The 25,075-nt window shown below is 50.1% G+C and carries 34 protein-coding genes; 33 read left to right on the forward strand and 1 reads right to left on the reverse strand.

Features of this window, described 5'->3' with window-relative positions; genetic code table 11:
• Position 1: 1 nt before the first annotated feature.
• From R7035_RS20040 to R7035_RS20055, 4 genes are read left to right on the forward strand one after another with little or no spacing between them, the layout of a single operon-like run.
• Positions 2 to 1,141, forward strand: coding sequence for a tyrosine-type recombinase/integrase (locus R7035_RS20040; protein ID WP_172692929.1), 1,140 nt, complete (start codon positions 2 to 4; stop codon positions 1,139 to 1,141).
• Positions 1,138 to 2,784, forward strand: a complete 1,647-nt coding sequence (locus R7035_RS20045) for a hypothetical protein (RefSeq protein ID WP_172692930.1) — start codon at positions 1,138 to 1,140, stop codon at positions 2,782 to 2,784. Before R7035_RS20040 ends, R7035_RS20045 begins: the two co-directional genes overlap by 4 nt.
• The gene (locus R7035_RS20050) at positions 2,781 to 4,634 is read left to right on the forward strand and encodes a hypothetical protein (RefSeq protein ID WP_172692931.1); all 1,854 of its coding nucleotides are present in this window, start codon (positions 2,781 to 2,783) and stop codon (positions 4,632 to 4,634) included. The genes R7035_RS20045 and R7035_RS20050 overlap by 4 nt, the downstream gene beginning before the upstream one ends.
• Positions 4,618 to 5,028, forward strand: a complete 411-nt coding sequence (locus R7035_RS20055) for a TetR family transcriptional regulator (protein ID WP_169630805.1) — start codon at positions 4,618 to 4,620, stop codon at positions 5,026 to 5,028. The genes R7035_RS20050 and R7035_RS20055 overlap by 17 nt, the downstream gene beginning before the upstream one ends.
• 114 nt (positions 5,029 to 5,142) lie before the next feature.
• Here R7035_RS20055 and R7035_RS20060 read toward each other — a convergent pair whose 3' ends face one another.
• On the reverse strand, positions 5,143 to 6,111 hold the full coding sequence (locus R7035_RS20060) for an integron integrase (protein ID WP_008169685.1): 969 nt from the start codon (positions 6,109 to 6,111) through the stop codon (positions 5,143 to 5,145).
• Positions 6,112 to 6,482: 371 nt separating this feature from the next.
• Here R7035_RS20060 and R7035_RS20065 point away from each other — a divergent pair, with 371 nt between their 5' ends.
• The 29 genes from R7035_RS20065 to R7035_RS20205 form a co-directional block, all read left to right on the forward strand.
• The gene (locus tag R7035_RS20065; RefSeq protein WP_172692932.1) at positions 6,483 to 7,226 is read left to right on the forward strand and encodes a subclass B1 metallo-beta-lactamase VMB-1; all 744 of its coding nucleotides are present in this window, start codon (positions 6,483 to 6,485) and stop codon (positions 7,224 to 7,226) included.
• A gap of 82 nt (positions 7,227 to 7,308) precedes the next feature.
• Entirely contained in the window at positions 7,309 to 7,782 is a 474-nt protein-coding gene (gene dfrA1 / locus R7035_RS20070; protein WP_000777554.1) for a trimethoprim-resistant dihydrofolate reductase DfrA1, read from the forward strand.
• Positions 7,783 to 7,933: 151 nt separating this feature from the next.
• The gene (gene blaPSE / locus R7035_RS20075) at positions 7,934 to 8,800 is read left to right on the forward strand and encodes a PSE family carbenicillin-hydrolyzing class A beta-lactamase (protein WP_172692933.1); all 867 of its coding nucleotides are present in this window, start codon (positions 7,934 to 7,936) and stop codon (positions 8,798 to 8,800) included.
• Between the two features lie 391 nt (positions 8,801 to 9,191).
• The gene (locus tag R7035_RS20080; RefSeq protein WP_238901844.1) at positions 9,192 to 9,629 is read left to right on the forward strand and encodes a hypothetical protein; all 438 of its coding nucleotides are present in this window, start codon (positions 9,192 to 9,194) and stop codon (positions 9,627 to 9,629) included.
• A 65-nt stretch (positions 9,630 to 9,694) separates the two neighbouring features.
• Entirely contained in the window at positions 9,695 to 9,919 is a 225-nt protein-coding gene (yfaE, locus tag R7035_RS20085) for a class I ribonucleotide reductase maintenance protein YfaE (RefSeq protein WP_001102700.1), read from the forward strand.
• A gap of 61 nt (positions 9,920 to 9,980) precedes the next feature.
• Positions 9,981 to 10,370 carry a hypothetical protein gene (locus R7035_RS20090; protein ID WP_000026577.1) on the forward strand — a complete coding sequence of 130 codons (390 nt, stop codon included), beginning with the start codon at positions 9,981 to 9,983 and terminating at the stop codon, positions 10,368 to 10,370.
• Positions 10,360 to 10,812 (forward strand): hypothetical protein, encoded by a 453-nt coding sequence (locus tag R7035_RS20095; RefSeq protein ID WP_001176699.1) that lies wholly within the window; start codon positions 10,360 to 10,362, stop codon positions 10,810 to 10,812. The genes R7035_RS20090 and R7035_RS20095 overlap by 11 nt, the downstream gene beginning before the upstream one ends.
• 4 nt (positions 10,813 to 10,816) lie before the next feature.
• Positions 10,817 to 11,092, forward strand: a complete 276-nt coding sequence (locus tag R7035_RS20100; protein WP_000340223.1) for a hypothetical protein — start codon at positions 10,817 to 10,819, stop codon at positions 11,090 to 11,092.
• A 57-nt stretch (positions 11,093 to 11,149) separates the two neighbouring features.
• Complete coding sequence (locus tag R7035_RS20105) at positions 11,150 to 11,341, forward strand: hypothetical protein (protein WP_000651508.1); 192 nt, start codon at positions 11,150 to 11,152, stop codon at positions 11,339 to 11,341.
• A 68-nt stretch (positions 11,342 to 11,409) separates the two neighbouring features.
• Positions 11,410 to 11,763: a hypothetical protein gene (locus R7035_RS20110; RefSeq protein ID WP_000994741.1), complete on the forward strand. Its 354-nt coding sequence runs from the start codon at positions 11,410 to 11,412 to the stop codon at positions 11,761 to 11,763.
• Positions 11,764 to 11,954: 191 nt separating this feature from the next.
• Positions 11,955 to 12,299: a hypothetical protein gene (locus R7035_RS20115; protein WP_000209093.1), complete on the forward strand. Its 345-nt coding sequence runs from the start codon at positions 11,955 to 11,957 to the stop codon at positions 12,297 to 12,299.
• 77 nt (positions 12,300 to 12,376) lie between these two features.
• The gene (locus R7035_RS20120; protein ID WP_000410925.1) at positions 12,377 to 12,679 is read left to right on the forward strand and encodes a hypothetical protein; all 303 of its coding nucleotides are present in this window, start codon (positions 12,377 to 12,379) and stop codon (positions 12,677 to 12,679) included.
• A gap of 77 nt (positions 12,680 to 12,756) precedes the next feature.
• Positions 12,757 to 13,161, forward strand: a complete 405-nt coding sequence (locus R7035_RS20125; protein ID WP_254216662.1) for a hypothetical protein — start codon at positions 12,757 to 12,759, stop codon at positions 13,159 to 13,161.
• Complete coding sequence (locus R7035_RS20130; RefSeq protein WP_254216663.1) at positions 13,148 to 14,377, forward strand: DNA cytosine methyltransferase; 1,230 nt, start codon at positions 13,148 to 13,150, stop codon at positions 14,375 to 14,377. Before R7035_RS20125 ends, R7035_RS20130 begins: the two co-directional genes overlap by 14 nt.
• Before the next feature lie 60 nt (positions 14,378 to 14,437).
• The gene (locus tag R7035_RS20135; RefSeq protein WP_000687894.1) at positions 14,438 to 14,869 is read left to right on the forward strand and encodes a hypothetical protein; all 432 of its coding nucleotides are present in this window, start codon (positions 14,438 to 14,440) and stop codon (positions 14,867 to 14,869) included.
• Between the two features lie 73 nt (positions 14,870 to 14,942).
• On the forward strand, positions 14,943 to 15,494 hold the full coding sequence (locus tag R7035_RS20140) for a hypothetical protein (protein WP_172692934.1): 552 nt from the start codon (positions 14,943 to 14,945) through the stop codon (positions 15,492 to 15,494).
• A 232-nt stretch (positions 15,495 to 15,726) separates the two neighbouring features.
• A complete protein-coding gene (locus R7035_RS20145) occupies positions 15,727 to 16,113 on the forward strand; it encodes a hypothetical protein (RefSeq protein WP_000042274.1) in 387 nt (128 codons plus the stop codon).
• 87 nt (positions 16,114 to 16,200) lie between these two features.
• Entirely contained in the window at positions 16,201 to 18,654 is a 2,454-nt protein-coding gene (locus R7035_RS20150) for a phosphoadenosine phosphosulfate reductase (RefSeq protein ID WP_001187970.1), read from the forward strand.
• Positions 18,655 to 18,855: 201 nt separating this feature from the next.
• On the forward strand, positions 18,856 to 19,059 hold the full coding sequence (locus tag R7035_RS20155; RefSeq protein ID WP_000050848.1) for a hypothetical protein: 204 nt from the start codon (positions 18,856 to 18,858) through the stop codon (positions 19,057 to 19,059).
• A 71-nt stretch (positions 19,060 to 19,130) separates the two neighbouring features.
• Positions 19,131 to 19,736: a 5'-deoxynucleotidase gene (yfbR, locus tag R7035_RS20160; RefSeq protein WP_000071870.1), complete on the forward strand. Its 606-nt coding sequence runs from the start codon at positions 19,131 to 19,133 to the stop codon at positions 19,734 to 19,736.
• The gene (locus R7035_RS20165; RefSeq protein WP_000184110.1) at positions 19,729 to 19,998 is read left to right on the forward strand and encodes a hypothetical protein; all 270 of its coding nucleotides are present in this window, start codon (positions 19,729 to 19,731) and stop codon (positions 19,996 to 19,998) included. The genes yfbR and R7035_RS20165 overlap by 8 nt, the downstream gene beginning before the upstream one ends.
• Entirely contained in the window at positions 19,988 to 20,230 is a 243-nt protein-coding gene (locus R7035_RS20170) for a hypothetical protein (RefSeq protein WP_405532174.1), read from the forward strand. The genes R7035_RS20165 and R7035_RS20170 overlap by 11 nt, the downstream gene beginning before the upstream one ends.
• A gap of 73 nt (positions 20,231 to 20,303) precedes the next feature.
• A complete protein-coding gene (locus R7035_RS20175) occupies positions 20,304 to 20,861 on the forward strand; it encodes a pyruvate dehydrogenase (RefSeq protein WP_000064431.1) in 558 nt (185 codons plus the stop codon).
• Between the two features lie 74 nt (positions 20,862 to 20,935).
• The gene (locus R7035_RS20180) at positions 20,936 to 21,787 is read left to right on the forward strand and encodes a hypothetical protein (protein WP_000595210.1); all 852 of its coding nucleotides are present in this window, start codon (positions 20,936 to 20,938) and stop codon (positions 21,785 to 21,787) included.
• A 204-nt stretch (positions 21,788 to 21,991) separates the two neighbouring features.
• Positions 21,992 to 22,138: a hypothetical protein gene (locus R7035_RS20185; protein WP_001032042.1), complete on the forward strand. Its 147-nt coding sequence runs from the start codon at positions 21,992 to 21,994 to the stop codon at positions 22,136 to 22,138.
• 106 nt (positions 22,139 to 22,244) lie between these two features.
• On the forward strand, positions 22,245 to 22,631 hold the full coding sequence (locus R7035_RS20190) for a hypothetical protein (protein WP_001077335.1): 387 nt from the start codon (positions 22,245 to 22,247) through the stop codon (positions 22,629 to 22,631).
• A gap of 177 nt (positions 22,632 to 22,808) precedes the next feature.
• Complete coding sequence (locus R7035_RS20195; RefSeq protein ID WP_000122923.1) at positions 22,809 to 24,536, forward strand: toprim domain-containing protein; 1,728 nt, start codon at positions 22,809 to 22,811, stop codon at positions 24,534 to 24,536.
• Entirely contained in the window at positions 24,478 to 24,801 is a 324-nt protein-coding gene (locus R7035_RS20200; protein WP_015058952.1) for a hypothetical protein, read from the forward strand. The genes R7035_RS20195 and R7035_RS20200 overlap by 59 nt, the downstream gene beginning before the upstream one ends.
• 72 nt (positions 24,802 to 24,873) lie before the next feature.
• The coding region (locus R7035_RS20205) for a hypothetical protein (protein WP_042632561.1) at positions 24,874 to 25,075 on the forward strand (202 nt) is incomplete at its 3' end.

The raw sequence follows: 25,075 nt of genomic DNA on the forward strand, positions 1-25,075 counted from the left end.
GGTGGAGTTTCTTCTTGCTACACCAGAGTTTGAAATCAGGGGCCATTCCTATGAAGGCTTCCCGATTCTTCTCAAATCCAATCATGATGTGTTTGTCGAAGGAATGGAATTTCTCGTTCATCACTGCTTAAAACGTGGAAGTGTGCAAAGCCGACGTAGTTGGGAAACGTTTGGAAGGGATCTGTGTGATTATTTCGAGTTCATTGAAGCCAATGGGTTTGATTGGAGAGAGCTTGATCACCGAAATCACGAAACCCTGTTAGCCCTGTATCGCGACGTTTCCTTTGATCGATTTAACCTTAACGCCTCCACGGTAAACCGACGACTTCACCTGGTCATCAAGTTTTATCAGTTTGCCCTCAAACAAGGTTGGGTAAGCACGTTGCCGTATGACCTTGAAACGGTGAGAGTCAAACAGACAAAGGGTTTCCTCGCACACACAGACACGTCCGGGGGGTATGCCGTAAAGCCGGATGTGCTGCTGAAAACCACGCCAACCAGGATCAAAGTCCTCAACAAAGAACAAGTGGAAGAGCTGCTCAAAAGTATCAACAACAAAACGCTTCGATTGATCGTTCGCCTGGCCTTGCTGACGGGGTTGCGTAAAGAAGAGCTTCTGACGTTTCCAGTTACTTATGTGTCAGCCCCCCAATCGATCTCGGCTCGAAGTCATGTAGTTGTTGAGCTTAAACCCCAAGAGATGAGCACCAAGGGAGACAAGCCACGGACGATCCATGTGCCGATATCATTGATGGCGGATCTCTGGGACTACGTGATTCACGAACGTCATGAAACGATCCGAAAGCACGGCACAGACCCCAAAACCCTCTTTGTGACCGCCAAGGGCAAGTCCTGGAGCATTCCAACCTCGCTCAACAATCAACTGAACCGATTGAAGCTGTCGTTCGCCTGCCATCCCCACATCCTGCGTCATACCTACGCGACGCACACCCTGAAATCGTTGTTGTCCCGAAAGAGCACGACTTTCAATCCCTTGATCTATGTCCGAGATCGCCTCGGCCACAGCAGCATTACAACGACCGAAAAATACCTGCATTTCCTCGACGACATTGAAGACGACCTGCGCACCAGTTATCAGGAAGAAATTGAGGAAACCGCGAAGGAGGCGGCCTGCGCATGAAAAAAGATTTCACGCTAGACGGTGATGATATTGGGGTTAAGGCGGTTGACGAGACGGCGAACAACGCGAAGACCGAAACCATCGAACCATCGCCGCTCTCAAAGCCAGAGAACGCGGTCGTTGCCTTTCCCGAAAACACAACAAACACGAGAAACGCGGACTTCGGGCCATTTTACGGTCAGGGCTTTGACGACATCACTGCCGCTTGTCAGTGCACCCTCGAAAAGTTGATCACAGAGAGCGCCAATACCAACGGAAAGTCTCTCAGCTTGACCACAATTGTGGGTTATTGGAACGTTGGCTTTCGTTTTTTTGCGCCCTTCCTGTCGTTGCTCCACGCCGCTAGTGGTGAACGCCTGACCATGGCGGATCTCAACGCCGAAACGATCAAGCGATTTATTCAGCACCTGAGAAACGAGCCCATCGAATACGGCTCGCAAAAGGGTCACTTTACCAAAACCAAATCTTTGCTTGTGGCATCTCATCGGTTCGGGTTCTGGCCGGAAGTAGATATGAAAACGGTTTGGCCTGCCAATCCGTTTCCGAATTCCAACAAACGACGTAAGGGCCAGAAGGCGCTCAGCAAAAATGAAAAGCGGTTTTTGATCAAAGCGCTGCGCACAGAGATGGAGCGGATTGTGGCACACTCTGAGCCGCTGAACAGCTACGATTTGACCGTTTGCGTGGTGTCCATCGCCCTGTCCACTGGAATGAATCCGGCACCCATCCTGGAACTCACCACGGACTGCGTGCAGCCTCACCCGCTCAAATCCAACCTGCGGCTGCTTGTGAGCTTTAAACGTCGCGGCAACGCCACGCACGTGGTTGCCCTGAGAAAGTCTGAGGAAGTATCGGAAATGGCCAGTGTCCACCTATATGCCGCTGATGCCATTGATCTGATCGTTACGAGGAATGCCTCTATACGCGCCCAGCTGGGTGATCGGGGGCGACTGCTGGTCTACGAGCCAGTGCGGGGCAAGCACGCGGGCAAACCATGTCGACTCACTGCCAGCCATTTGCACTACATCATCAAGCTACTTGTCGACCAACACCAGCTTCAAACGGACGATGGGAAGCCGCTCATGTTGAACGTCACTCGGTTGCGTCAGACGCTCCTGAATCGCGTGTGGGAGATGTCCGGCCAAGATCCGTTGATCACGGCCAGAACGGGACGACACACCGTTCAGACCGGCAATGCCCACTACTGGGAAGCACCACCAGAAGCGGAAACCAATATGCGTTTTTTAGGCGAGGCGCGTGTTCAAGAGCTTCTTAGCAAGCCGAATATCATCGCCAGTGATCGGACGCCCGTTGCGTCATGCCAGGATGTCCGCCGAGGGCACCGATCCCCGAAAAACGGCGAGCCCTGTCAGGACTATCTGGGCTGTTTCCGGTGCAAGAGCTTTGTGGTGACCGGCGATGACCTGTATCGACTGTTCAGCTTCTACTGGGCCGCCCTGCGCAACTACGACACCTTTGGGGGCAAGCGCTGGACGAAATACCTAAAGCAAGTCATCCGTTTGATCGATGAGGAGATCGCCCCTCGCTTTGACGCGAACCTGGTGGCGGAGCAACGGGAAAAGGCCAAAAACCAACCTCACCCCTTCTGGCGAGACCTCAGCATGGCGAGGATGGCGATATGATCGAGACCTCCGGCGCAGAGGTGCTGGCCAACCGCGAGTGGCTGTTGAAGGCGTTACCCAGCGGTGAGGGACTGCACGGTATCATCACCACAGATCGGGCCGACGGGTTGCTGTACGTACTCTCACGATACGAAGATCCGGAGTGGTGGTTGCCGAAATCGAAGAGCACGGCAAACCGGAATGACGCTGATCGAAAATTGAACTTTGCTCGGATCACCGGGGAGCAGCTGCGATTCGAGGCCAAAATTATCCTGGCACGGTCAATCTGGCGAGAGCGCGAGCTGAGCAATGGCACTATTAAAGTGTTGTTCGGCGATTTGGTGTGTTGGTTGAACTGGTTACACGAGCAGGGGATTAGCACTCAGGAGAAGGTGACGCCTCTGGTAGCCGCCCGCTATGTGGAATTCGTCCACCGCCTTACTTCTGCAAAAAGACCCTTCAATCCACTTGCCAGTCAGACGAAGGCGCATAAGTTCTTTGCTGTTGAGCGATGCTGGCAACTCCTTCGGGATACCCCAAGCGCGTTTGGTCACCCCTGGCCAGAAAGCTCGGCCGTCTCCCTGGCCGGGCACAAACAATCAACCAAAGCCAAGACTAAGATCATTCCAGATAACATTCTTAGGCACCTGTTCCAGCACGCCGAATCCCTGCTCGGTCAAGCTGACACCTTGCTGGCACATCGGGATGCGTTGGCTGACTTCAAACCTTGTTCTGAAAAGCGAACGACACAAGCCAGTGAAATGTCTCGCTACCTGAAAAGCCGCGGTTGGGATTCAGGGCTCGGCGCATTGAACAGCACACTCCTCGACCTGCGTGATGGATGCTTTGTCATCATTCTGGCGACGACTGGCATTCGAGCCCATGAGCTCGGCAACATCCGGCGGGATCAGTGGCACAGTGAAGTTCGAGATGGCGAACGGTTCTACTTCCTCGGCTCACGCTCGGACAAAACTTACGCGGGCGAAACCTCATGGCTTTGTCCAGAGATTGCGATTCGGGCTGTAAAGGTCGTGGAGAGGCTTTCAGAGCCCTTGCAGACGGAGCTTGAGCAGGCTCTGAGAGCCGCAGAAGCGTCCGGAGACTTGAAGGAGGTGACCCGACTTCGGCAGTGCTCTGGCTGCATCGGGCTAACGAACGGTGGGGGCAAGAGAAATTGTATCACTGTGCTTAGCGGCCCAACGTTGAACAAAAGACTCAGGATGTTTGCAAAGAACCTCGGGACGGACTGGAAGCTTGCGTCTCACCAATTTCGTCGCACCTTTGCCAACTATGTCGTCCATCACAAACTGGGCGATCTGCGGTATTTAAGGGATCACTTCAAGCACTGGAGCCTCGATATGACCATCCTGTATGCAATGAACGAGACGCAGGATCTGGAGCTCTACGACGAAATCTACGCTGCCTTTGACGGCAAGCGCCAGGCCATTGTCGGTCACTGGTTGGAGCCTGATACGCCGCTTTCAGGTGGCATGGCCGGTCATATTCGCCAAATGCGAAACCGCTCGGAAGAAGTGCGTACCTACAAAGATCGAAAAGAGATGATTGAGGCCATCAGCGAACTGGTTTACCTGCGGTCCACTGGCATTGCCTGGTGTACCAATGATACCGGCGTGGACTGTGCGGGTGGCCAATGCGAAGGCTGTGAGCACGGCTGTATTGACGATACCCACAAGCCGTTCTGGGAAGGGCTGTACTTACAACAGATTGAGCTTCGGCAGATCGATGACCTGGACGACTCGGGATCAAAGACGGTCGAGCGCACCATGGAACGCTGCGAGAGGGTGTTGACCGATCTCGGTGTAGACATTAATCGCCTCAAGGAGCAAGTGATCGATGTCGAAGCCATCTGAATCAGACACTCACAAGCGTATTCGGCTGGCCATTGTTCGATTGGAAAAAGGCCAGCCCAAGGTCGTTGAGAAGGGCAGGAAAGTCTCGGTGGCCGCTGTTGCCGAAGAGGCCGGAGTCAGTCGTGCCTTGATCCACAAAGACTACCCAGACATGCTGGAGCGCATCCGGGGCAATTCCAACAAGGCGATCCAGAGACAGCGTGACGAGAAGCACGAGAAACTCAAGGAAGAGCGTTTCAAGAATCGTCAGTTACGGGAAAAAATCGTAGATTTGACCGAGCAGCGCAACGAACTTGCTTCAAAAAACGCGACTCTTGAGCTCGAAAACCGCCGACTCTCGGCAATCTTGGACAGTAAAAACGTTACAGTTTTTAGGGGGAAATCGGGTGAGTAGTGTTATATGGCTTTTGGCCGGAACCTTTTTCTTCCACTTTGTAAACAAAAGCGAACATTCGCCGCACCCCCAATTCCAGGCTTTACGCCCCTTAAACGGGTAAGCAATGCCCCATCAAGAACTTGGCAAACGATCAAAAGGGCTGACGGTTCCAGCACGTCGATCGCCAATGACATGCGTGTAGATTTCTGTCGTTCGAATGTCGCTATGCCCAAGAATTTCCTGAACCGTCCTGATATCGCTCCCCGATCTCAATAACTCTGTCGCAAAGGCATGCCGAAAGGTATGAGCCGTCACACGCTTGGTGATTCCCGTGGCCAGAACGGCCTGCCTCAATCGCCGCGAGTACGATGAATGATGAAGATGGTGGCGGCACACATAACCAGCGATGGGATGAACGCATCTTGTTACGGATGGGAACAGGTACTGCCAACCAAAGTCCTTCATGGCCGGTCCATACTTCTTGTGAAGTGAGGCCGGCACTGACGTAAGCCCGAATCCATCGGCCAGATCGGACTCATGTACAGCCCTGACATGGGCGAATTGTCGCTCCATGTTTTCTCTTAGATTGCCTGGAATCAGTGTGTATCGATCTTTTCGTCCCTTACCGTTGAATACGAGCAAACTGCGGCTTTTTAGGTCGATGTCTTTCACGCGAAGCGAAAGAGCTTCGTTGATTCTCAAACCGCATCCATAAAGAAGCGCAGTGATGAGCCAATACTCTGCATCCATGTTTTGAAGAATAGAAGCAACTTCATCGGGACTCAGAACGGTTGGCATGCGTCGAGGCGTTTTCGTCATCTTGTACTGTAGGTTTTCAATCTCCCGCTTCAGCACATGCTTGTAGACAAAAATAATCGCGCATAGCGCCTGATTTTGAGTGCCCGGACTGACTCCCCGATTGACGGCGAGGTGATTCAGGAAACGCTCAATTTCGTGATTACCCATGACTTTTGGGTGCTTCTTGTCATTGAAAAGGATGAACTGACGAACCCAGTAAAGATAGGACTTCTCGGTTCGGTAGCTGTACTGCTTTGTCCTAATTTCTGTGCGGACCGATTGTAGAAACGGTGATTTCGACACGCTCGCCCTCCGTGGCTGAATGCTGTATGTACGTACAGTTATAATAAAAAACACCCAAAAACACCAAAATTCTTGCGGCTTAATTTGCACGGCCCTGCTCGCTTTTCACAATGCATCTCTGTAGGTATCTGTTTCAGCATGGGAAAAATTCGACCCACTGGATTTAACGTGCAAAAACGTGTATAAATATCCCACGTGCACACTTTTCACAGAACCAAAAGCTCAAAAGCCCCCTGAGATGGAGGGGTAATGATCTGAAAAATCGAGGTTATTCAGGTTGTGAAGCAGTATTGGACTGGGTGATGGTGTTGCGGTTTAATAAGAAAGCAAACTAATAAGCTGTTAGAGGCCACTCAACTATGAGTTTCATCATGAAGTATATTATTCTATTCCTTCTCTTGATTCCTTCTATTGTATTTGCAAACAACGAAGGCACTAAAGAACTTAAATTAAAAAAGTTAAGTGATAACGTTTATCAACATATTTCATATAAGAGGGTTGAGCCATGGGGTTTAATTGGAGCCTCAGGCTTAGTTGTTATTAATGGCACTGAAGCACATATGATTGATACACCTTGGACAACCCAAGGAACAAAACAACTAATTGAATGGATTGAGGCTAAAGGTCTAACTATAAAAAGTGCAGTAGTTACGCATTTTCATGAGGATGCTAGTGGTGATATACCACTTTTAAATGATTTGAAAATAAAAACGTATGCAACATCACTAACTAATAAGCTTCTTAAATTAAACCAAAAAGAAGTGTCTAGTGATGAAATATCAAGTAATACCTTTGAATTTATTGATGGTGTTGCTAGTGTATTTTATCCCGGAGCGGGGCATACAGAGGATAATATTGTTGTTTGGCTACCTAATGAAAAGATATTGTTTGGAGGTTGTTTTGTAAAAAGCCTTAAGAATAAAAATTTAGGTTATACAGGCGACGCAAATATTAGTGAATGGCCAAACTCTATGCAAAAAGTCATTAATCGTTATCCTGATGCCAAATTAGTTGTTCCAGGACATGGTGAAGTCGGAGATGTTAGCTTACTGAAGCATACTCAAGCATTAGCTTTGTCTGCAGCGGCCTCTAACAAGAAAATCAACAAGGACTAAAAACAGTGGGCTGTTCGCTCCGCTCCATTTTAGCCCACTATTTTTAGCCTGTTATTTAGGCGTTAACCTCTGAGGAAGAATTGTGAAACTATCACTAATGGTAGCTATATCGAAGAATGGAGTTATCGGGAATGGCCCTGATATTCCATGGAGTGCCAAAGGTGAACAGCTCCTGTTTAAAGCTATTACCTATAACCAATGGCTGTTGGTTGGACGCAAGACTTTTGAATCAATGGGAGCATTACCCAACCGAAAGTATGCGGTCGTAACACGTTCAAGTTTTACATCTGACAATGAGAACGTATTGATCTTTCCATCAATTAAAGATGCTTTAACCAACCTAAAGAAAATAACGGATCATGTCATTGTTTCAGGTGGTGGGGAGATATACAAAAGCCTGATCGATCAAGTAGATACACTACATATATCTACAATAGACATCGAGCCGGAAGGTGATGTTTACTTTCCTGAAATCCCCAGCAATTTTAGGCCAGTTTTTACCCAAGACTTCGCCTCTAACATAAATTATAGTTACCAAATCTGGCAAAAGGGTTAACAAGTGGCAGCAACGGATTCGCAAACCTGTCACGCCTTTTGTACCAAAAGCCGCGCCAGGTTTGCGATCCGCTGTGCCAGGCGTTAGCCTTATTTGAATACTTCACACTCTGATATAAGATGTAAGCCAATCAAAATGATGAGGTTATTACATGAAGCTTTTACTGGTATTTTCGCTTTTAATACCGTCTATGGTGTTTGCAAATAGTTCAAAGTTTCAACAGGTTGAACAAGATGCTAAGGTAATTGAAGCATCTCTTTCTGCGCATATAGGGATTTCTGTTCTTGATACTCAAACTGGAGAGTCTTGGGATTACAATGGCAATCAGCGTTTTCCTTTAACAAGTACTTTTAAAACAATAGCTTGTGCTAAATTATTATATGATGCTGAGCAAGGGGAAATAAATCCTAAGAGTACAGTTGAGATCAAAAAAGCAGATCTTGTGACCTATTCTCCCGTAATAGAAAAGCAAGTAGGACAAGCAATAACACTCGATGATGCGTGTTTCGCAACTATGACGACAAGTGATAATGCAGCAGCAAATATCATCCTAAATGCCCTAGGAGGTCCTGAAAGTGTGACGGATTTTCTAAGACAAATCGGAGATAAAGAAACCCGTCTAGACCGTATTGAACCTGAATTAAATGAAGGCAAGCTTGGTGATTTGAGGGATACGACAACTCCTAATGCAATAGTGAATACTTTAAATGAATTATTATTTGGTTCCACATTGTCTCAAGATGGCCAGAAAAAATTAGAGTATTGGATGGTGAATAATCAAGTCACTGGTAATTTATTGAGGTCAGTATTGCCAGAGGGATGGAATATTGCGGATCGTTCAGGTGCTGGCGGATTTGGTGCTCGGAGTATTACAGCCGTTGTTTGGAGTGAAGCTCAATCCCCAATCATAGTTAGTATCTATCTAGCGCAAACAGAGGCTTCAATAGCAGATCGAAATGATGCAATTGTTAAAATTGGTCGTTCAATTTTTGAAATTTATTCATCACAATCGCGTTGATAAGGCTAACAAAGCATTTAAGAGGGACAGCCAACGCGTGGCATTTTTATTATGCGTTGGTTTTTGTGGTTACGGTGTTATGCGGTAAGTTGGTAGTAGCGTTGGCTGCCCCTTAATGCGGCGTTATTCCGAAATCTGAATGTCCGCTTTGCGACCCTTACGAACGCGTTTAAGCTCTCGTAGAATTTTCCCCCTGCCGAGTATGAACAGCCACCTATAAGTTGTTTGGCAACCTCCTGCCGTTCCCGCAACATTCAACGCGATTCCTGAATCTTGAAAGGTTACAATGAGCTCAAAATTACTCGGAAAACACCAAAAAGTGTCACTTTATTGATTTCTCGTAAAAACAGGCACTTGAGAAAATGTTACATGTTACTGGAGTACTAAACAGATGGGAAACCTGAGGCGCGATGGGGATTATTTCAACCTGTCCAGCCTTGTGGAACGTATCGCACCTGGGAAGCTGGTGGATGAGATCATCAAAACACAGCACAACTGTGTGAGTGACCGAACTCAGTATTCCGGGAAGCTGGTGCGTATCGCCCATGAAAAGCTGTTGGTGTTTCGTCGTAACGACGTTGCCTCATCGCTCTGTCTTCTTGCTGCCGTACACCGTCGAGCAACCAATATGGTTTCGACTACGTGGAAAGCTGCAATACGCCGAACCCTACAGGGGAAAACGTTGAAGCTGGAGCAGATTTACAAAGAGATTGAACCCTACGCAAAGCATCGAGAGAACAACCACTGGCAAGCAAAGGTCAGGCAAGTTCTTCAAGATGCCAGGTTCTTTATTCGCATCGAGGTAGGTGTCTATGCACTTGCTGAGTAGCCCAACCGGGGCGTGACATCCCGGAGGGGATTGGTCGCGCTCATCAACAACAAAGGAGCGTGACCATGAACGTACAACTTCAAGCCAGCAACAATGTGCTGTTGGCGCAAATCGAAAGCAAAGGCCTCACTGTTGAAACGCATTGTCGCAGTGGCTTTTGTGGCATGTGCCGGGTTCGTCTACTCGAAGGTCAAGTGGCCTATGACGAGACGCCCATCGCATTTGTCAAAGAAGGGGAAGTGTTGGTTTGCTGCGCTAAAGCAAAAACCGATGTGACCTTGGAAATTTAACCCATCCGGAGGAGCCTTTCCTGCGGGTGGGGCTCCTCTATCCATTACGAGGAGAAACACTATGTCTATCAATACCAAAGTTGAACAAATCGCATACGGTCATGCTACCGCTCTAGTGCTCAGTGAACTGGGCCAACAAGAGAATTGGTGCAAGGCTTATGAGTATTTGTCTGAGTGTGTCGAACGGGGAGACGAGCCTGAGGATCTGGTCGTTTGGCAACCGTTTGAGCACTGGGAATGGAAAGACATTCTGGAGCAAATCGAGAGCGAAGCCGAGTCTCTGCTTTCGACTATTAAGTCCGTTTTAGGCTTGGCCCACAAAGGCATCATTCAGTCAGCAATTGACTGCTCTCTGGATTCGGACATGACCCAGCTTGACCTGATTGGAATGGTCGAGCTCGGAAGTGAAATCGAAGATGGGGAGTGTGCTGGAGGTGGCTATGCAGCTTAACCGATACACGGCCAGGGAGTCTGACAAAAGTCGGATACTTCGGACCATCGGCTGGTGCAAGCGCAATCACCTTACACTTGCCGGTCTTCCATACGAGGACAATCTTGCAGGAAGTGACGGGATCAGCATAGAGATCATCACTCCTCCTGGTATGTCGCGGGAAATGTTGGAGCAAGCCGTCAGAGAGGGGTATTCAGAGCGAGATGTCGTAAGGCATCGCATTCTGGAGTGCCCTGTCGGTTGGTTCATGGAAGCTGATGGCAAGGCATTTGATCATGAAGTGTTCCACGATTACGTGGTGGCTCATGGTTATGGCGAACCTTCCAGCGAAGCCTATGAGCTGGCGGAGCGGTGGTTCTGGCAGGGCAACGATTATGCGTTGATAGCTGCGGAAATAGTTGCTCGTGATCTTTGTGTTCGTGATGACGAAGATGAGGACTGATCCTATGGATGCTGTAGCGCATATAGCAGCAGATAACCTTGTACCGGCATGTGGAGGTGCAGAGAAGCCGTTTACCGTTAGTGGTAGACAGTGGCTTTACTGCTATCACCCAGCCAGTGGGAGGCACTGCTACTTAGACCTCGATAATGACCGTCCAGTCTGGCATCGAGGATTTCATCCTGCTTTTCATCCTGAGCTTGAGTTCGCTGATGAAGCTGAGTTGCTTCGACCAGTTGAGCGAAAGCCTGACCATGAAGAGCTGGAGGATTTTTACTTTTAACCCACGGGGCCGCTCTTCCTGATGGGAGACGGTCCTCCATTCTCAAAGGAGAAGACCATGAAAGATCACAGTCAAACGATTGTGTTCCCTGGGAACAATGTTGAATCACTTGCTGAGGCTAACGCCATGTTGAGCGCTGTGTCGGAAGATGCACGTAAAGCCAGCAATACGGAAGACAAACGTGACCTTGAATCGCTTCAAGGCTGGCTGGAAGAGAACATCAATTCTCAACTGGCAGGCGTGAAGTAACTATGACTGTAACCCCACTGGGGGCTTCATGCCCCTGTGGGGGCATGGTGCCCGTAAAAGGAGTCACCATGAATGCAGTGAAGATGATCCAGAAGGAAAACCAGCTTGAGCTGCCGCTTTTCTTCCTGGATGAAGAGCCGAAGACCGCAGAAGTCATTCCATTTGAGCCAAAGCCTGAATGGACTGATGATGAGGTAAGGCAGTTACGTGATGGGCTTTTATGGCATAGCCTTAGAGTCCTTGCTGATGGTCGAGCTGGAAGTGAAATCAAGCAGGAAACGATGGCTTGGGTGATGTCCGATGAGGTACATCCATTCTCATTTGTGGTCTGCTGCGATGAAGCAGGTTACGATCCATCTGGAGTAAGGGAAGGCGTGAAGTCTATCCTAAACCGCTTAGCGCGGGTTAAAGCGGGGGGTTAACCCCCTGCTTTCCCAGTGGCATCGACTTTCACATGTGAAAGTTTGTGCCCCTCGGAAAGCAAGATTTTGCTCTCTGTCGAGAGTGAATAGTGAGGTAGCTGGCCTCCCCAAACAAACAGCATTCTACATAACCCTTGGGGGATCACTGCCCCTCGGGCTGGTGGTTCCCTGACAAACATGGAGCCACAACTATGACTACTCTTGCCAGCTTTGCGAATCCGATTTCTGTTATTCAACGCTCACCAACCAGTGGGGTGTTTGGCACAAATCAGTTCGTAGGAGACAAAGAGGGATTTGTACAAAAGGTGCTCGGAAAGTGGTACTGCAATCCAGGGAATACCATTCCCGTTGAGAGCATGTCCCACCTTGAGCAGGCGGAGAAACTGTATGACTTCTATGTCAAGTATCTCCAAGTGAAAGAAAAGATCTCTGTGAACCTTGGCCGGGTGCTGCATAAGCTGTACAGCACTGGTTCTATCAAGGAAGCAGAGATCGTGCTTGAAGCAATAAAGGCTCAGGCTGGCGTAACAGCTTGAGCAATCTACTAACCCTAAACCGGGTGCATCCGCCCGGTTCGGGACGTGGTGCGCCCCCAAACTATTTGGAGTGCATCATGGAAAAACATAACCTCAAATCCGGATTCAGCATCTATTTCGCTGACGTCCATTTCGAGAAACAAGTCTACGCATTCGGCTCAGGACTTGGCTTCACCTCTGTGATTTACGCCTACTCGCTGGGCCGAGATCCGGAAGAAGCTGAGAAGCTGGCGCTTGAAAAGTACGACTCTGACGAAACGAAGGTGAAGAAGGTGCATGTCAATCTGGCTCGCAGCCAGGACATCAACCGCTACACCTTCCCTGAACAAATGGCTGGCTTTGCTAATGCCATTCAGTCTCACGGCATCGCTGTGAACTGAGAACCACTTTAAACCCATCGGGGCCATTACTTCCCGATTGGGACGGTAGTGGCCTCTCAACCGAAAGGAGAGAGCTCATGGCTACTATCGTAAACACCAAGTTAGGAGAACATCGAGGCAAGAAGCGCGTCTGGCTGGAAGGCCAAAAGCTACTGCGTGAAGGTTACTATCCTGGCATGAAGTATGATCTGGAGCTGAAAGATTCCCAGGTTGTGCTTCGCGTCAAAGAGGAGGGTAAGTTCACCATCAGTAAGCGCGAGCGCAATGGCCGGGTGTCTCCAATCATCGATCTGACCGTGCAGGAGCTTGCTACCGTTTTTGACGGTGTAGAGATGCTCCGCGTGTTCATCCGTAACGGCGCAATTGTGATCTCTGCTCACCATCAACAAGAGCGAGTGATCGAGCGCGTCAACCGGCTTATCAGTAAGCTGGAGAATGGAGAATCGCTTTCGGTATGCAGCCTCTTTCATGGGGGTGCTTGATAAAGCGATTCACGCCGGTTTTCACAAGGCGGGAATTGCCAGTGCCATATCTGTGGCCGTGGAGATGGAAGGGAAATATCTCGATTCGTCTTTGGCAAATAACCCGGAGCTTTGGAACGAAGATTCTATTGTTATCGAATCGCCAATCCAGGCTGTGAATCTCAGCAAACGCCCACCACAGGTGGATGTTTTGATGGGGGGCATACCGTGTACCGGCGCGTCAAAGTCAGGTCGCAGTAAGAACAAGTTGGAGTTTGCCGAATCGCATGAGGCGGCAGGTGCCATGTTCTTCAACTTCCTGCAATTCGTAGAAGCGCTAAACCCAGCCGTTGTGCTGATTGAGAACGTGCCTGAGTACCAGAACACCGCTTCGATGGAAGTGATTCGTTCGGTGCTCTCTTCGTTGGGTTACTCCCTACAAGAGCGCATTCTCGACGGCAATGAGTTTGGGGTTATTGAGCGCCGCAAGCGTCTTTGTGTTGTTGCGCTTTCCCACGGGATCGACGGGTTTGAACTTGAGAAGGTTCAGCCTGTTCGCACCAAGGAAAGTCGCATACAGGACATCCTGGAGCCAGTTCCGCTCGATTCTGAACGTTGGAAGTCATTTGACTATCTGGCTGAGAAGGAGTTGAGAGACAAAGCTGCTGGCAAGGGGTTCTCTCGCCAGCTTCTGACTGGCGACGATGAGTTTTGCGGCACCATAGGTAAGGACTATGCAAAATGCAGAAGTACCGAACCTTTCATTGTTCATCCAGAACAGCCGGAGTTGTCTCGCATCTTTACACCGACAGAACATTGTCGAGTGAAAGGGATACCAGAGGAACTCATCCAAGGTCTGTCGGACACTATTGCCCACCAGATTCTCGGGCAATCGGTAGTCTTTCCCGCGTTCGAGGCTTTAGCCCTCGCATTAGGGAACAGCCTGTGGAGCTGGGTTGGAATGATGCCAATCATGGTCGAAGTCGTGGATGAATCACAGCCGGTGATCGGTGGTGAAGACTTCCATTGGGCAACGGCATTGGTTGACGCAAAGGGCACTCTCAAGCTGTCACCGGCAGCGAAAAAACAGGGGATGCCCTTCAACATTATGGATGGTCAATTGGCTGTCTATTCACCTAACGGAACTAAAAAGAGCTGCGGCCATGAGCCTTGCGAATATCTCCCGGTAATGATGTCCGGAGACGCAATCATGGTCACTTCATCTTTGGTTCATTAGTAACTCACCGGGGCAATGCCGAAAGGCCTTTGCTCCGGCCTATCCGAAAGGAGAGTAATCATGAAAATCGAAACTGTTGTGCCTTTACCTCCCGAGGATTCAGGCCTTCAACACTGCATTGCCAGGTTCCATAACCGCAACATGGATTCCAAGCGAAAAGACAAGACCCGTTTTTTCAGGAGGGAGCCGGTTATGATCGTAAACCCAGAGACCAAAGCAAAGGTTCTCCGGTATGCGATGGGCAACCCTGGGAATTTATCCATCACAAAGCTGGCGGTCGCGCTGGATTACGATGCGGTAGATGCTCTGGGTGTTCGTTTTAAAGACACTGTAAATCTTGAGGTTCGCAGAGCCAGGCGCTGGGAAGTCTGGCAGTGGTTCTGGAACCATCCGGATCAAAGTGTCCAACTGTCAATCAAATTGGGCGTGGTTGGCGCTGTGTTGGGAGTCATGGGCTTCCTGACTGGCGTAGCTCCGTACCTCTTGGGATAAACCAATAAAGCCGTTAACGGGCAATGTAAGTCCGGAGACGGCTTGCATTGCTCTCTCGAAAGTGGAGAGTCAAATGAACACATTAGAACAACTTGTAAATCAGAGAGTGCTTGAGGAAGGTCTGAAAAAGGCGAAGCCATTGGCCGCGCAAATGGGGCTTGAATCTGTACCTGATGAGATGCTTGAAATGATCTGCCCAAACTTGAACTACTCTGGGCAGTTTACGCCAGCTCTGTACGCGAGATTTCAAAGCGTAAAGCGATTACTGAAAGAGTTGTCGGAACAAACCTCACCTAAGCACGGGCATATTGTGAAGTTTACCAACCAATATGGGAGCTACGATGAGTCAGCTTTGCTGTTCAAAGAAGGCGACGTCAGAAACCAGAACTTGGTTGCTTGTGTGGGCGGGAAGACGCTAAATCTCGGAGAGCTAGAGCTTCGAGATTATGGGCTCAATATGCACATCGGTTGCGGACCATTTGAGCCGAGCTCAGAAGCGCAGATTCAGTCCTTGTCTGAGTTTGACTTCTATGAGACGACCTACAGATTCTGGGGCCAGAATCCATGTGGAAACGGGATGATAGACATCACCGTCCCTATGAAACGTTGGTTCTTGACTGTGTAGCTTCAACCTGAGTGCGCCGAGAAATCGGCGTACCGGCCCCTTAAAAAGGGTAATCAGCGCAGGGGGAAACCCCGCGCTTTCCCAAGCATCTCGGTTTCCCAGGGTGCTTCGGAAAGTGCCTTAGGCGCTCAAGTGCGGTAGCTGGCTGCCAAAAACAAACAGCAAATTATCAACCCTGACGGGAGCACCTCCTGTTAGGGGGGCTCCGTCATAAACTGAACGGAGATATAGCATGTCTAAAAACGTCAACGATGTTTTTTCAAACCGAACTTCTTTGGAATGTACTGTAAATGCAGCGCTGGATCGTCGTATCGGTCTGCGTGTCGGGTTCCCTCATTACAGAGAAGGAGCAAACGGTGTGGTTTGTGAGATCGAAGCAGAGTACCCATTGCTCAACACTCATTCGAGTGTTGCATGGCCCCTGCTCGATGAACTCAACAGTTACACCATCCAAAAAAACCAATCGCTCATTGATCACATTGATAATGCGGTCGCTGAACTGTTGAAACACAAGGCTCGTCTACAGCTTGATATTCAAAAGCTGCAAGACGGTGACATTGATCTGGTGAAACAGGCCAAGCAGCAATACGAAGACAACCAGATGTCGAGTAGCAGCTAGTTCAGGTCTGATAGCCAGGATTCAATTTTAACCCTACCGGGGTGCTTTCCCGGAAGGGATGGGCACCCTGCTAATCCAGGAGGCCCTATGCAACAAACATTAAACTTTGATCTATCAGAACAACCCATCCCAGTGCTTTTGCGTGGGGATAAGTGGGATTCTGTTTGGTCAGAACTGACTGATAACGAGGATTTGAACTTCGTTGATGCCAGTAGAGGAACCAGTCTGTCATCGTTGATCACGTCATCGGTTGAGTCCATTCACACGGCCTTAATTGATGGGTGGACCATGATGATCGGCTATTCCAGTGGTAAAGATTCTGAAACGGTCTTGCACCTGTTCCTGATGGCCCTGATCCGGGCTGTAAGGAGTGGGGCGACCATCAGCCAGCACCACTTCATCTTGCACACTGACACACTGATCGAAAGCCCAGAGGTAAGGTGGCTGGCGGATCAGAAACTGGCCGAGCTGGAGCGTTTCATTGCGAAGGAAAACCTTCCTCTGACCATCGTTCTAGCAAAGCCTGGGATCTCGCAGAGTTGGACGGGCCGAATCCTTACTGGGAGGGGGTTGCCTACGTTTTCCAACTCCACGGCCCGCCAGTGTAGCCAGGATTTAAAAATCACCTCTGCCAAAAGAGCGAAGGCAGCTTATATGCGAGAGCTTCCCAAAGAGGTTCGACAGAAAGTCTGCCTTTTGCTGGGCAGTCGTGATGCTGAAAGCACTATTCGTGCGGCCAACATTGCAAAACAGCGAGGAAGCTCAGATCGCGTCATTAAGACGAAAGATGGGGGTGAGCTGTATGTGGTGAAAAACTGGTTGGCGAGTGATGTCTGGGAGTTCTTACTATCCGCTGGCATGGGCTCAGCATATCCTCTGCCAAGTTACTTGGAGAGCAATGTCACTACGGCAGAGCTTTACAAGGCGGCAACAGGGGAGTGCGTGTGGTCGGCAACAGAGAAGAAGGCCAGTGACGCCTGTGGCGCTCGCTTCGGTTGCTGGGCTTGCCAGGCTGTTGGGTTGGATAAGTCAATGGAGACGTTGCTTGCCACGGACCCTGAAAGGCATGGCTATATGTCGGGGCTGAACCGCATCCAGCGCTACTTGGCAAAACGCCGGTACGCATGGGAAGACCGCCATCCCGTAGGTCGAACGATTTACGAGGGCGGATACATCAAAATACAGCCGGACGTTTACAGTCCTGTTTTCCTAGAACGATTGCTTCATGTCTGTTGCAGCATGGACTACATGGAGCAAAAGAGAGCTGATGAGCTGGCATACAAGCTGGCTACTGGTCAAGCAGAGGATAACGACTGGAACCGTCGAATGGCAGAGCCACAATTCCGGATCATATCGGAAGAGGCTTTAGTCCATATCGACTTCATGTGGGCCTTCCATCATTTCAATGATAAGCCTTTCCATGCCCTGGAGATTTACCACAGGGTTTGGTCGATGGGTGATCTGGACTTGCTGGAAGACGAGCCGCAGTGTGAAACCGTTCCTCAGTCACCAATTCCGAAGCCATTGTGGTTGAAGGTTGGTCGCTGGGGCGATGGTTCGCTTTCTGATGGCTTGGCCGATCCGTTAGCGGAAATGGCTTACTTTGACGGCGGGGATGACCCGTTGGCAGCGCAAGTGATCAATACCGCAGACGGAAAGAGAAGGGTGGTTTGCTTCGCAGAAGATGATGAAGTGAAAGTCGATCCCGACTCCGCTGCGTTCATCATCTGGAACGAATACCCGCGACTAAGGGAGTCTGTACTAAAGGGACATTATACGCCCGGTAGTGCAGCGCAGTTCTACCTTCGGTTCGGAGCAATCCAGCTTGCGAAAGGAAAAGGCGCTTTGTATCACCGTATGATGCAAAGAGGTCAAACCTACCACCAGATGGGCCTTACAGGGCTACAGACGATGGAAGGAATCCAACAGCGCAAGGATGTCAAAGTGCTTAGCGATGCTAAGTACAAAGATCTGGTGAAGCGAAAAATCAAGGGAAGACTGGCAACGGTACGCTGGTGGGTCAACTTGCACTTAACGTTCAAGTACCATCTGCACCACCGTACTCCGACGGGGTTGTTCATCGAGAAGCAACTTGACCAGGAAGCAATGGAAGAACAGAAACGGCATCAGGAGCGATGGTTTAACTACGTGACTGACGCGATGCTTTGTTACTCCAGCGCATTCTGTATGAGCGTCATGGAAGGGCGAGAGGGGAGCGGAAACGCCAACATTCGTCGTTACATGGCCGCGACCAGAAGGAAGGCTTATACGGCCCTCTGCGAGCTCTTGGACAATACTGACGCCCAGTGGGTGAATGATGTGGTCCAGAGTGCCGTAGGGCAGTATGAGGCGATACAGGCAGCCCTAACCGAAGGTTCCGCGCTTGCTATCTATCTCGACTGGATCAACCTACTGTCAAAACGCCATCCAGCCTCTTTGGAGCGACATGTCAGAACGATGATCAAGGCGGTTCAACGCTTACATCGCCGCGACGACACAGAGTTGCAAAGAGGACAGCAAGGCTTGTCCTTGGCCGCATAAAAAGCCCTCCTTCGGGAGGGCTTTTTCTTTTGCACCCCAAAAGGGCAATTACAGCGTTTTACCCTTTTAGGTGGCTGTCATACTCTTTGTTCATTGTCAGCGCTTGCTGGCTATAACGGTAGCTGGCCCAAAACAGCAATAACCTAACCCCTCGGGAGGAAACCCCTCCTGGGTTCTCTCCCACAAACAAAGGAGAGAAGCATGAGCCTAGACAAGTTAAGTCGGCTGGTGGACCAACAACGAAAGACCCAGGATGAAATCGACAATGAAATCATTCTGGCCGTCAAAGAGGTGTTGGCTACAAACTCAGTCGGTTTAGCCCGTGAGCTTGTTGGGGGTGTCCCGCAAGATCATCCATTCCATCCGTTTTTACTCGCTATAGCTAAGCAGCTTGACCCGAGATAACTAAGTAACCCAACCGGGTACACCAAGGCCCGGTCGGCTTTGGTGTACCTCCAACCAATTTTGGAGGCACTATGTCTAATTCAAATTTCGGCTTTCTAGCTCTGGCCTTGCGCCAACGCCTGATCAAACGCTGGTCACTGATGCACTCTGTTCAACCGGAGTCTGTGTTGGAACACAGCGCTGTTGTTACCCTGCTTTCCTACCTGGCTGGCAATATTGCCATTCAGCAAGGGAAGTCGGTGGATCTGGCAGTCATGCTTGCTCATGCTTCGTTGCATGATGCAGCCGAGGTTCTCTGTTCGGATGTTGTAACACCGGTCAAGAAAGCAAACGCTGTTTTGCAGCGTGAGTTTGAACGACTGGAAAAGGCCGCAGAGGACAAACTCATCCAGACTCTTCCCGAAGAACTCCAGGATGCAGTCGCCATAGCCTTCGCTCCCGGTGGCTATGAACAATCACTGGTTAAGGCCTGTGATACCTACTCCGCTTACATCAAGTGCAAACTTGAGGTGGCCGCAGGTAATGGCCTTGAGTTCCAGGATGCTCTCAGCAAAATGGAACGTGTTGTTGCTCAGGTGAAATCGGACTTCCCGGAAATCGACGCTCTGGACAAATGGTTTGGTAACGGACTCGGCCATTCAGTAGATAAACTGCTGGCAGGGGGTAACGATGACTAATCCAATCCCTGGCGACATCAAGATTAAGGACTTTGGCCGCGACCGGAAATTCCGTTCGGTTGATGAGCTTCAAAGCACTTTGTCAGAACAGTACAAAGGTCAGCATGTCAGCATCGTTTACCCTGCAAAGCCCAGCGGTTTACTCCGCACGGTTTTTGTCAGTGTCGATGATGCTGGTGGCGTGAATCGAACCTATGGGGACCAGTCTCCTGTCGATTTTTCTGCCATCAAAGATGACCTGTATGTACCAAGTGACCTGTAGGAGAGCACTAGCTATGGTGGTGATCATCGTAAACACAGGACACTATGAGTTTATCGGCCTTGGTGAGACCCACGGACAAGCCACAGAAGGGCTTTTGAAACGCTGGGACGAACACTGCGAACGTAATCCGGATGCTGAGTCTGGTTACATGCAGGAGCTGATAGAAGAAGGAAGCGCACAAGTTGTCGAGATGGAGCCCGGCTCCGCCGTAATTTACGGACTTGACGGCTAAGCCTTCTCAACTAACCCACTCGGGCGCATCATCCCGAGAGGGTGTGGTGCGTCCTAACCAAAAGGAATGCACTATGTCTAACTTTGAACAAGCTCTGGAGCGTACTGACGGTAAAACACTGATTCTCAGCAATGGGAGTAAGTGGGCAGGCCAAGACCCGGACAGCATTCAGACTTTACTGGATGTCCTGGGTGACAACGTTCTTGACCCGATGTTTGAGCAGTATCACTGTTATCGCCCATACCCGTTTGAACCAATGGTGAGGACGGGGCGAAATGGCGAAATGTTCCAGCCTTGGCTTGGGGCAGCCTGCTTCTTTGGGAACTTCCTGACCGTCTCTCATGTTTTCAACATCATCACGAAAGATGACGGTGTTGTTGAGGCCTTAACAGAGGCGATCCGGAAGAATATGGCGACTGAACAGTACCAGCAGAATGCCTATGAGCGTTATGCCGGTTGGTTCTACGCTGAAACCAGCGAAGGGTTAAGGCTAGTCTCTCCAAGTGAGGCTGCCGACATCCGAGCTGGCGCAGTTTCAAAGCTGCGTTACCCAAGAAACTTCGAGGTTATGAAAACTGCGGTTCTCAAAGGTCCTCGATTTGATACTGAATTAAACCGCAAGGCTTCTTAACCCAAACATTAACCCCACGGGGGACATCGGTCCCTGAGGGGATGGTGTCTCCCTCTGAAATTAAGGAGATACCAATGATTAAACAGCATTTTCAAAACGAACTGGTTAAGTGTGGATACCCGGATGATCTGACGATTGAGTACAGTCTCGGATACTGCCAGGGGGATGGCGTAGCCTTCTACGGGGATTTGAGCGTTGATGACGTCAAAGCTCTCATGAATCGCCTATTCAGCACTGAGCCCGGCCAAGTGGATGCTGTCAGCCGCGTGAAGAACCTGATGGCACAGAAAGACATTGAGAATATGCTTTCTGTCCTCCGCGAATATGGTTCCTGTGACCTGTCCATTACTCGGAATAGTCACGGGCATCACTACAGCCATTGGAACTGCATGAACATCGACGACAACGTGGACTTCACAGGGATCTTCCCTGATGATGATTCCATGATTGGCACCGGCATTGAAGGGATTAACCAGGATATGGTCGAGCGCTGGCAAGACCTCTGGGAACGCTTTGTGCTGGAGCTGGCGGATGATGTAAAAAGTCTTTCCAAGAAGCTCGAAGCGGACGGGTACTCGCTGATCGAGGCCTCTCCATGCGAAGATGAAGTGGTTTGGGAACGGGCCACTGAAAACTACCTGGTGCGTGTTACTGAACTCCCTGAGCGGGATTTCGATATGGGCCACTGGGATGACGAAGTAAGAGACCAAACAATTTGTTCTATCCTGGAAGGGAAAGAGCGAGTGCTTGGCCTACGTGTTGAGGTACTCTCTCGTGAAAACGAGATTGTCCTGGGTGAAGAGAGTCTGCACGGCTTGACCGTTGCCAGTGATGACAAGAGCTACGCTGGCTACAGACGAGAACTTCTCCGGGGCGCTATCCAGCAAACCAGGGACTTTTTCTCTCGCCACCTCAAAGCGGCATAACAAGGCAGGGGGAAACCCCTGCTTTACTTCCCAAGTCTTCTTACTCATGGTTAAGCCATCAGTAAGCAGATTTTGTCCTCCCTGAGGGCGAAAGCGTGCGATAGCTGGTCGCCAAAAACAAACAGCAAATTAACGTTAATTTATTAATCCCTGCGGGAGTCTATCTCCTGCTGGAGATACCTCCCGTTATTTCTGGAGGTATCCATGAACAAATTCCAAGACTTTAAGTTGGTTTATCGTCAAGGTGGTCGTCGCTTAGAGCGTGTCTTTAAGGACACTCTTTACGCGAATGTGAAGCGTGTCGCTGACTCGTTTCCTCCGACCGTTCTTTGGCGCATTCAGCCAGCGTAAAACTCGGAACCTTAAAGCTCGGCTTTGGCCGTGACCTTTCAATAACCCATGCGGGTACACTTCCCCGCACGGGGTAGGTGTACCCATTAACTTTGGAGTACACCTTATGAACCAAGTAGCTAAATTGGACCTCGCCCAAATCCGTCAACAAGCCATCAATGATGGTCTGCTGGTGGACCAATCTTCCATCGGTAAACAAGCTGGTTTCCTGACCAATGTGGCAGTGACCCCGGCAATTGTCGATGGAGTATTTGGTGCAGATGGTAAGCACTCGGTAGAAGACTTCCTTTTCATGTTTTTGCAGCTTTGTGTTGCTCAAACAAAGGTCGCTTTTACCGACAACAAGAATTGGGGAAAGATTCGTCTTTATTACCCCATGCCCACTGTAGATGGCTTTTTCAAACCCACTGAGGTTGTGATTAAGTCAGATCCTGTAACCGCAGATGTCACAATCATGATGGCCTCGGAAGATGGCACTCATTTGTGCTTGTGATATTCACAAAATTCGCCTCCGTTTCGGGGGCGACCTTTTTAAACCCCTCGCCGGGGAGTTCTCCCCGGCTGGGGAGCCTCCTTGGCACATTCTCCCGGTGTCGGGGTTTCCTTAAAACCCTGGCGACGGGGGTTTAAGGAAGCCTCGATGCTGGGGTTCACGCTAAGGAGAAAACCTATGTCTTACTACAAAGCTGACACCGTTCGTGAAGCTGCAAACGGAAACTGGCTATTCATCCTGGCGGCCCTAGCGCCCCATCTTGAACCAGCTCTCCGTAAACCTGGTCGTCATGTTTCTTGTCCTATCCACGGCGGGAAAGATGGCTTCCGACTGTTCAAGGATGCCCACCTGACTGGTGGCGGCGTATGCAATACATGCGGTGCCAATCATGATGGTTTTGAGCTGCTGATGTGGCTCAATAACTGGGACTTTAAACAGTGCCTGAGCGAGGTTGGTGATTATCTGGGCGTTGAGAAAGAGCAACCCCAGTATCAACAAGCCGCTGCACCGACACGAGCTCCTGTCCAGGCCAAAGCGCCTGTTCAGCAAGAGCCTATGAAGGTGAATAACAAGGTTCTCGATTCCAAGAATCGTAAAAAATCCATTGCCGGTACTCTGATTGCCCACGGTAAAGCTCCTTATGAGCATAACGAAGACAACGAGCTCAGCTACTTTGCCTTCATCCGTGACAAGAGCGGTTTGGAACGCACCATCTGGGGCGTGGATCTTGAAAGAGCCATTGGTGAAAGTGAAGCCAAGTATGGGGATGAGATCGTCATGACAAACCTCGGGCGCGAGCCTGTAACTGTCGTCGTTGAAGTTAAGGACGAGCAGGGGAATGTTGTGAGAGAACAACCTATGCAAACGCATCGCAACACCTGGCTGGTGGAACGTCGCGGCGCTACGGTAACGCAGTTCCGCGCTCGCTCGAACGGTGGTGTTGAGCCGGTGAGTCACCATGTTGAGTCGGCCCCTGTGGTCAACCGCACGGTAGAAGCTCCGGCACCGCAAGTACAACATGCGGCCACACAACCGGAAGAGCAAAGCAGCGAAAACAAGCCGAAAGTTGTTCCGATGTTTCGTGAACAACCTAAGCCTTGGCTGCTTGAGCTCCAAGAAGAAATGGAGAAGAGAATGGAGCGCGAACGCGCTTACAGTGCTCGTCTCCGTGAGAAAATCGAGAAGGTATGGAACGAGTGTTTGCCGTTCTCCAGTCATGTGACTGAGCCAATGCGTCTGTACTTCAAAAACCGCGAGCTTCTGTTCAAGGTTGATGAAGTAGAAAAAACAGACTGTCTGCGGTTCAATCCGGCTATGGCCTACTACGACGAAGATGGCAATGAAGTTGGGAAATTCCCGGCTATCGTCTGCGCTATCCGAGATGTGGAAGGCAACCTGGTAACGCTCCACCGCACCTATCTCACCCAAAACGGTAAAAAAGCCAAGGTCGGCAACGCCAAGAAGATGATGCCCATTCCTGACGGTTTGGATGTCAATGGCGCGGCCATCCGCCTCGGTGAACCGACTGAGGGTATCCTGGGTGTTGCAGAAGGGCTGGAAACAGCCCTGTCAGCTTATCGAGTCACTCAAATCCCGGTTTGGTCAACGGTCAATGCGACCCTGATGGAGTCCTTCGAGGTTCCAGAAGGTGTTCACACCGTACTGATCTGGGCTGACAAAGATAAGTCTGTGACTGGTGAGAAGTCAGCGAACGTGCTGAAAGCCAAGCTGGAGAAGCGCGGCATTCGTGTGTACGTCCTGCTGCCTAAACTCCCGATCCCGCCCAGAGCGAAAGGGATTGACTGGAACGATGTCCTGATGAGTCAGGGAAGCCTCGGTTTCCCGAATGCTCGCTACCTGCGCGATTTCATTGCGAGAAGGAGAGCTGAGTATGGCCGTCATTGATGTCTCGAAGGTTGATACAACGCCTGGTAACGACGCGGTGTGCCCCTTTTCTCCCCCTGAGGGGTGGGAGGGGGACTCTGCGGCCTACGTTGAGCTTATGCGGTCTCGGTATCGTCATCTGATGCACGGCCAGAGAATGATGGTGACAGCCTCCTTCGCAAGAAGGGAGCCTATCCAAGTTACTGGCCCGTTTGCTGATGAAGCGACGAAGATCATTAACTCAATGAAGATGAACAAGGCGAAGCCAACAGCTTTGTCTGCCTAAAACTTTAACCCTGAGGGGGTGTTCATGCCCTCTCGGGCATGATTCGCCTCCTCTTCAACTATGGAGGTAATCATGAAAAAGTTTTTGCGTATTAAGACGTGGTTTGTGCGTCTTTTCTCTCCTGACAAGAAGACTCTGGGAGCTATCGGTGAAGACCTGCGTAAGGTCGCCGTAACAGCCATCGGTGTCGGTATTGTAGGGGTCGTCTCAGAAAACGGAATCTATGGTCACTCCCGTTTTTGCAACACCGATTTTGACGACAAGTTGGCTTGCT

This window comes from Vibrio sp. 1731 (assembly GCF_033339955.1).
GTDB lineage: Bacteria > Pseudomonadota > Gammaproteobacteria > Enterobacterales > Vibrionaceae > Vibrio > Vibrio alginolyticus.

Coding starts and splice junctions, on each gene's coding strand:
- R7035_RS20045 (WP_172692930.1), top strand. CDS start 1,138: ATGAAAAAAGATTTCACGCTAGACGGTGATGATATTGGGGTTAAGGCG.
- R7035_RS20050 (WP_172692931.1), top strand. CDS start 2,781: ATGATCGAGACCTCCGGCGCAGAGGTGCTGGCCAACCGCGAGTGGCTG.
- R7035_RS20055 (WP_169630805.1), top strand. CDS start 4,618: ATGTCGAAGCCATCTGAATCAGACACTCACAAGCGTATTCGGCTGGCC.
- R7035_RS20065 (WP_172692932.1), top strand. CDS start 6,483: ATGAAGTATATTATTCTATTCCTTCTCTTGATTCCTTCTATTGTATTT.
- blaPSE (WP_172692933.1), top strand. CDS start 7,934: ATGAAGCTTTTACTGGTATTTTCGCTTTTAATACCGTCTATGGTGTTT.
- R7035_RS20080 (WP_238901844.1), top strand. CDS start 9,192: ATGGGAAACCTGAGGCGCGATGGGGATTATTTCAACCTGTCCAGCCTT.
- yfaE (WP_001102700.1), top strand. CDS start 9,695: ATGAACGTACAACTTCAAGCCAGCAACAATGTGCTGTTGGCGCAAATC.
- R7035_RS20090 (WP_000026577.1), top strand. CDS start 9,981: ATGTCTATCAATACCAAAGTTGAACAAATCGCATACGGTCATGCTACC.
- R7035_RS20095 (WP_001176699.1), top strand. CDS start 10,360: ATGCAGCTTAACCGATACACGGCCAGGGAGTCTGACAAAAGTCGGATA.
- R7035_RS20100 (WP_000340223.1), top strand. CDS start 10,817: ATGGATGCTGTAGCGCATATAGCAGCAGATAACCTTGTACCGGCATGT.
- R7035_RS20105 (WP_000651508.1), top strand. CDS start 11,150: ATGAAAGATCACAGTCAAACGATTGTGTTCCCTGGGAACAATGTTGAA.
- R7035_RS20110 (WP_000994741.1), top strand. CDS start 11,410: ATGAATGCAGTGAAGATGATCCAGAAGGAAAACCAGCTTGAGCTGCCG.
- R7035_RS20115 (WP_000209093.1), top strand. CDS start 11,955: ATGACTACTCTTGCCAGCTTTGCGAATCCGATTTCTGTTATTCAACGC.
- R7035_RS20120 (WP_000410925.1), top strand. CDS start 12,377: ATGGAAAAACATAACCTCAAATCCGGATTCAGCATCTATTTCGCTGAC.
- R7035_RS20125 (WP_254216662.1), top strand. CDS start 12,757: ATGGCTACTATCGTAAACACCAAGTTAGGAGAACATCGAGGCAAGAAG.
- R7035_RS20130 (WP_254216663.1), top strand. CDS start 13,148: ATGGGGGTGCTTGATAAAGCGATTCACGCCGGTTTTCACAAGGCGGGA.
- R7035_RS20135 (WP_000687894.1), top strand. CDS start 14,438: ATGAAAATCGAAACTGTTGTGCCTTTACCTCCCGAGGATTCAGGCCTT.
- R7035_RS20140 (WP_172692934.1), top strand. CDS start 14,943: ATGAACACATTAGAACAACTTGTAAATCAGAGAGTGCTTGAGGAAGGT.
- R7035_RS20145 (WP_000042274.1), top strand. CDS start 15,727: ATGTCTAAAAACGTCAACGATGTTTTTTCAAACCGAACTTCTTTGGAA.
- R7035_RS20150 (WP_001187970.1), top strand. CDS start 16,201: ATGCAACAAACATTAAACTTTGATCTATCAGAACAACCCATCCCAGTG.
- R7035_RS20155 (WP_000050848.1), top strand. CDS start 18,856: ATGAGCCTAGACAAGTTAAGTCGGCTGGTGGACCAACAACGAAAGACC.
- yfbR (WP_000071870.1), top strand. CDS start 19,131: ATGTCTAATTCAAATTTCGGCTTTCTAGCTCTGGCCTTGCGCCAACGC.
- R7035_RS20165 (WP_000184110.1), top strand. CDS start 19,729: ATGACTAATCCAATCCCTGGCGACATCAAGATTAAGGACTTTGGCCGC.
- R7035_RS20175 (WP_000064431.1), top strand. CDS start 20,304: ATGTCTAACTTTGAACAAGCTCTGGAGCGTACTGACGGTAAAACACTG.
- R7035_RS20180 (WP_000595210.1), top strand. CDS start 20,936: ATGATTAAACAGCATTTTCAAAACGAACTGGTTAAGTGTGGATACCCG.
- R7035_RS20185 (WP_001032042.1), top strand. CDS start 21,992: ATGAACAAATTCCAAGACTTTAAGTTGGTTTATCGTCAAGGTGGTCGT.
- R7035_RS20190 (WP_001077335.1), top strand. CDS start 22,245: ATGAACCAAGTAGCTAAATTGGACCTCGCCCAAATCCGTCAACAAGCC.
- R7035_RS20195 (WP_000122923.1), top strand. CDS start 22,809: ATGTCTTACTACAAAGCTGACACCGTTCGTGAAGCTGCAAACGGAAAC.
- R7035_RS20200 (WP_015058952.1), top strand. CDS start 24,478: ATGCTCGCTACCTGCGCGATTTCATTGCGAGAAGGAGAGCTGAGTATG.